The organism is Haladaptatus ordinarius (assembly GCF_054177595.1).
On the sequence record NZ_JBPEHH010000178.1, the window covers coordinates 1 to 5,205 of the forward strand.

The following is a 5,205-nucleotide window of genomic DNA, read 5'->3' on the forward strand; positions in this document are numbered from 1 at the left end:
CCGTAAGAACAGTGTCTGGATGGTAGAGAAATCTCATAATCACCCATCCAGACGCTTCCTGAGAATCTAACCCCGTCAGTCGTGACTATCCACTGACTCGATGGGAAGTACCGAGTATGCAAACAGCGAAGTCTGTACGACCTCCAGCCAATCGTGGAGGCAAAAGCGCGGGCAAATCACGCGGATCTCGCGGTGACGCTCATCCACGAATACACCTGAAAGCCACAGAAGACGCGAGCTTCCTCGCCCTACAATCTTGTGATCGGGCCTGTGTGCTCACGAAGATGTGGGACCGTACAGCCGCTCATCGGTCTCCTTAGCGTGCGGTATTCCCTGAGGTACCTCAAGGAGTTCGAGAGGCAGCCTCCACACCACTCAACAATACACGTAGGTCGGGAGGGCACCGATCAAAACGGAGTCCGTCGCACCGATTGCGCTGAACCGCTCCTCGAAATAGTTGGGGGGCTGTCAAGAGAAGGGAAGTTTTTGTATTCTGACTGCGTATTGTACATGGACATGGAGGTGTCCATGAACATGTCGAACACGGATGGCGACACAAAAGTCGTTCAAACCGAACTCAGTCCTGCTGAATACGCCCGATTTCGCCGTCTCGCACAGGAGGAAGATAAATCACTGAAAGAGGCACTGCGCGAAGCCGCTGCCGAATACATCGACGCCCATGACGCGCCAGACCCGAGTGATCCGCTCTTTGCGGTCGCCGATGAGATGGCCGCACTCAATGAAGGCCGACGCGGTGAGCCGCTCGCCCCGGACGAGCTTGACGACGCACTCTACGAGCGCCCACACAGGAATGACCATGAGTGACGAGGACGACTCGCCGGCCGTCCCGCCGGGGTTCGCGCCACCAAGGCAGCGAGCGACACCGCTCTTTCTTGATACAGGCGGCTTGTATCCGTACTTTGATACCCAGTCGCCAGTCACAGAGGCAGTGACGCAGTTTATGCAGGCGCTGCCGGAGTTATCCTATCGGCCGTTACTCACGAACCAGTACGTCGTTGACGAACTGCTAACCCTGCTCGACTCCCACGTTAACCATGCGACAGCAACACGGGCGTTCGAGACGCTCCGTGACTCGGAGGCAATCCACATCTTGAGCGGTTCAGACGACCTCTTTTGGGCGGCCGGCGAGCAATTCAGTGAGTACGACGACCACACGCTGTCGTTTACTGACCATCTGATCAGCATCCAGGCCCGCCGTGAAAACACTGAATATATTTTGACGTACGACCCGGACGACTTCGCCACCCTCGGATTGTCACCGATCCCACGAACATAAGATCACTATTGTTGCAATGATGTCTTCATCGGCACTGTCTAGTTGAGCCAGCTTGAGGAATGAGCAGGTTATTGGAGCGTGTCATAGAATCCATCTCATAGCTTGAGTTTCTCACGTCCCGGATCGTTTCCTCGTTGGTAGTTAGTGAGTGCAACGACGAGTCTGAGACACAGCGCAACGAACACTTCTGTTCGTGCGTGCACGCGGCCTCGGGCGCGGACGTGCCCGAGGCCGCAGTCCTTGATCGCATCGTTGGTTCGTTCAACACCTGTCCGGTGGTTATACGTCTCATCCAAGATAGATTGCTTCAGCTGTACGTCTTCGCCGTGTTCTTTGATGCGGTCTTCGACCCTGTATTCGATATCTTTCGGGTCGTCAGTGTTTCGCGGGTTGTACGGGGCGACTGGCACGACCCCTGCGGCCAGCAGGTGGTCGTGCCAGTCGAGGATGTCGTAGGCGCTGTCTCCAAGCATCCAGATCGGAGTTTCGACGGCGAGCGCGTCACGCGTGACGCGCATCGCCGTGTCTTTGGATGCTTGTTTGGCCTGTGTGAACTCCGCTGCTATCGGGATCTTTGCTCCGGTTGAGACGATCGTACAGCCGAAGCCGTAGTAGTACTCGTCGGCTGTTGGATCGTAGTTCCACGAGGCGGCGTCGTTGTATTGGACTGCCTTGACGTGGGTCGAGTCGATAGAGTACGTGGAGTCGAGCCTGTCGAAGACATCGGCAACAACGTGTTCGAGGTCGGTGAGAAAGCGGTCAACCGTGTCTCTGGATGGCGGTTTGTCGAGGCCGCAGTAGTACCAGACGAGCCCGTGGCTGAGTTCTCGCGTAACCGGGCGTGTGCCGTAGATGTTCTTGTAGTAGCAGTGCAGAAAGCCGCGAAAGAGATCTGGTGGCTGGTGAACTCGTGTTCGCCCCCGGCGAGCGGGGGCGAACACGTCGTACTCCAACAGAAACTCGAATTCAAGATGTTCGAACAGCGGTACTGTCTCGGTCGCCGCCGCATTCAAAAAGTCGTCTACCGAAGCTACGTCTTGCAGGGTGATGGTACTGCTGGACACAGTTTCAAAACCCTGCGGCCTCCCTTGGGAGGCTTTCTATGACACGCTCTATTGAGTAACTTGCATAGAGATGCTCGCAAACCTGCTCAAGGAAGGCTTAGACGCGGATTTAGAAGAAACTTGGGGGAACGAGCGGACGGCGACGCCCTGGGCGTCGCCGTCCGTCTCCATGCGACCGGTTGTTCGCTCAGTGAGACACAAGCAATTTTAGCGCTTTTCGACGTAGAACGGTCACATCAAGCGATTTTTCAGTGGGTCCATCGGCTGGCTGACAGCGTCTCCGACCCACCGTCGGCGACGCCGACGCGGGTCGCGGTAGACGAAACCGCTGTCAAGATTAACGGCGAGTGGTTTTGGGTGTACGCTGCAATATATACTGAAACAAAACTGCTGCTCGCTATCGACGTGTTTGATCGGCATGGCACTGATCAAGCGGCTGTGTTTCTGTCTGGATTGGCCGAGAAACACGGTCTCTCGGACACCGTGTTTCTCGTTGATGGCTACGGCTATCGGACTGCCTTCTTTCGAATTGGGTTGCGCGGTCGGCTCGACTACACAGAGCGAAATCTGATTGAAAAGTGGTTTCACACGCTCAAACAGCGGATCGACCGCCTCCATACATCGTGGGTGGGCAGTCGGCCGAGCGTTCAGCGCTGGCTTGAACAGTTTGTGCATTACTATAATCATCAGCGACCGCATCAATCGCTCGACAATCAAACTCCTGTTGAGGAGGAGCTAAACTAGACAGTGCCCTAAGATACAATTTATCGATTAATTTTAATTTCGCGTGAAAACCCTAATTATTTGGTGGTGAGGATAATCTAGAACACCAGGATTAAGAGAGGATGGAAAACCACAGGCTTTCAGTGATATTGTTCGCCGTACTCCTTTGTCTTCCAGGGTTCACGGTCGCGCTCCCCACCGAGAACTTGCACGGTGAAAACGTAAACGGAACCACTAACACGTCGACTGTCACGGCCACGACCAATATAACGACGACTCCAAGATTGACGGTGAGTCAATCGAAAGCCAACGCACCAGTGACCGCGACGACCGACGTGGTGTCGGACGTGTCCACTACCGCCGATGATGCGAACGAATCTGGCTGGACACAGTCCACGACAGACCCTGAGACGACGACTCTTAAAACAAACGGCACGACCGACACACCAAACGTCGGCGACCCTCACGGCAAAACCGATGTGTCCGGCACAACCGGTACAGTTGGTGGGACGAGTACCAACACCACTGGCTTCTCCTCAGTGACCACGACGAGTGACACCAACGATACAGTTGCGCCGACCGAGAATGTGGACGAGATCGAAGCCACCTCTGACGCCGTCAACGACACACCGGTGTCGACTGGTAACTCATTCGCGGGAACGAAACCCAACTCCATCACGACCAATGCGGCCAATTCGGAACGCGGCAATGCCGGGGAAGTGAGCAACACAGACGTCAAAAAGGTGGGCCAAACTGCCGATAACGCAAAAGCAAATGCTTATTCGGGACTCGATATCGCAAGCAAGGCGACCGGCGGTGTCATCGAGGACAATCTGATCAACGCGTCGGCACGTATGACGAAAACGGATGAGAACGTAACTGTCACCGTCGAAAAGAAGACCGCCGGAGGTCGTTCGTCCAAACCGATTGCAACCGCATCATTGCCCGTGGCGCAAAGCGAAAAAGTCGAGTCGAAAACTGCTCCTAACACGACGCCGCAATTGAACGACACCACATCCGGCGATGATACGAACGCGGACGGAACGATGAGGACAACAAAGGTGAACGATCAAGGGACACACCCGAACGGATCTGTTCCGGCGACTCCGGCCCATCCTACGAAAACCGCCGAACTCATCGGCGTGACTGTCACTGCCGGTGTCGTCCTCCATCAGCCAGAGATCGGAACGCTGGCCACCCACGCCGGTACTGTCAGTGTCTTCCCCAGACCAAAGGTCGAAGGCCGGGTCTGGTGGCCGTTTATGCCGCTCAGATACAGCAAGTATGATGACTCAGATCCACTCGAACAAGAAGTGCGGGCGGATCTTTATAATCACATCGAGCGCACGCCTGGAACCTATCTCTCACAGTTGGACAACCGAATGGATGTCTCACTGTCAACCATCCGCCATCACCTCCGAATACTCGAAGACGAGAAAATAGTGACGAACGCGAAAATCCGGGGTAAACGACGATTTTATCCGGCTTCCGATGACAAGGTCGAACTCAGAGCGGCGCTCGCCCAAACGGCGACTGCCGCCGTACTTGACGGTGTCTCACGACAAGAGCCAGTTACGGTGGGTGAGCTAGCTGACGAACTTGACCGCGATCCTAGTACTGTAACGTATCACCTGAAGCGGCTGGCAGAGGACGGTCTCGTTGAACGCAAGCGGGACGGGAGAACCGTTTATAACCAGTTGACGTCGAAGACACGGGTAGTGTTCTCGAGACAGCCGAGTATCAGTGCAGACGACTGAGCTGCCCGGACTACTCACGATGCCCATCTGCGTTATAGGGGTGCAGAAGAAAACCCACGACTGAAGTCCTGTCTCTTACCCACAAGTGCTACAGCTGACGAACCGAGGCTGTAAGATGCGGCATGGTTCACATAATTGGCGGCCTGATATAGATGATGACGGAGAGTTGTGTGACATGGATGTATCAGGTTGGATTCGAGGAGAGTTTCGCTCGGCAGACTTTGGGGACAAGCGCCTCACCGATTGACTGGTGAAGGTTGGTGATGAACTCGGCAGTTCACCTGCCGAGTCCATCCCCGCTGCCTGCGAGGACTGGGCGTCCACAAAGGCTACATACCGATTTTGTGATAATGACAGTGTGGAC

Annotated in this window: 4 protein-coding genes and 3 pseudogenes; 6 read left to right on the forward strand and 1 reads right to left on the reverse strand. The window is 55.2% G+C overall.

The annotated features are described in order from the left end of the window. Positions 1–114: 114 nt before the first annotated feature. The 3 genes and pseudogenes from ACR3FF_RS25600 to ACR3FF_RS25610 all read left to right on the forward strand — a co-directional run. Positions 115–213, forward strand: a pseudogene (locus ACR3FF_RS25600) (DUF955 domain-containing protein); the annotation flags it as partial. Positions 214–528: 315 nt separating this feature from the next. Beyond that, complete coding sequence (locus ACR3FF_RS25605; RefSeq protein WP_458190927.1) at positions 529–825, forward strand: hypothetical protein; 297 nt, start codon at positions 529–531, stop codon at positions 823–825. After that, entirely contained in the window at positions 818–1,297 is a 480-nt protein-coding gene (locus tag ACR3FF_RS25610) for a type II toxin-antitoxin system VapC family toxin (RefSeq protein WP_458190928.1), read from the forward strand. The genes ACR3FF_RS25605 and ACR3FF_RS25610 overlap by 8 nt, the downstream gene beginning before the upstream one ends. A gap of 95 nt (positions 1,298–1,392) precedes the next feature. Here ACR3FF_RS25610 and ACR3FF_RS25615 read toward each other — a convergent pair whose 3' ends face one another. Beyond that, positions 1,393–2,361 (reverse strand): transposase, encoded by a 969-nt coding sequence (locus ACR3FF_RS25615; protein ID WP_458190929.1) that lies wholly within the window; start codon positions 2,359–2,361, stop codon positions 1,393–1,395. 70 nt (positions 2,362–2,431) lie between these two features. Between ACR3FF_RS25615 and ACR3FF_RS25620 the strand changes: the two are divergent. From ACR3FF_RS25620 to ACR3FF_RS25630, 3 genes and pseudogenes are all read left to right on the forward strand, one after another. Then, positions 2,432–3,105, forward strand: a pseudogene (locus ACR3FF_RS25620) (IS6 family transposase). A 296-nt stretch (positions 3,106–3,401) separates the two neighbouring features. Next, a complete protein-coding gene (locus ACR3FF_RS25625; RefSeq protein WP_458190930.1) occupies positions 3,402–4,841 on the forward strand; it encodes a helix-turn-helix domain-containing protein in 1,440 nt (479 codons plus the stop codon). 115 nt (positions 4,842–4,956) lie between these two features. Beyond that, positions 4,957–5,205: pseudogene (locus tag ACR3FF_RS25630) on the forward strand (IS4/Tn5 family transposase DNA-binding protein); the annotation flags it as partial.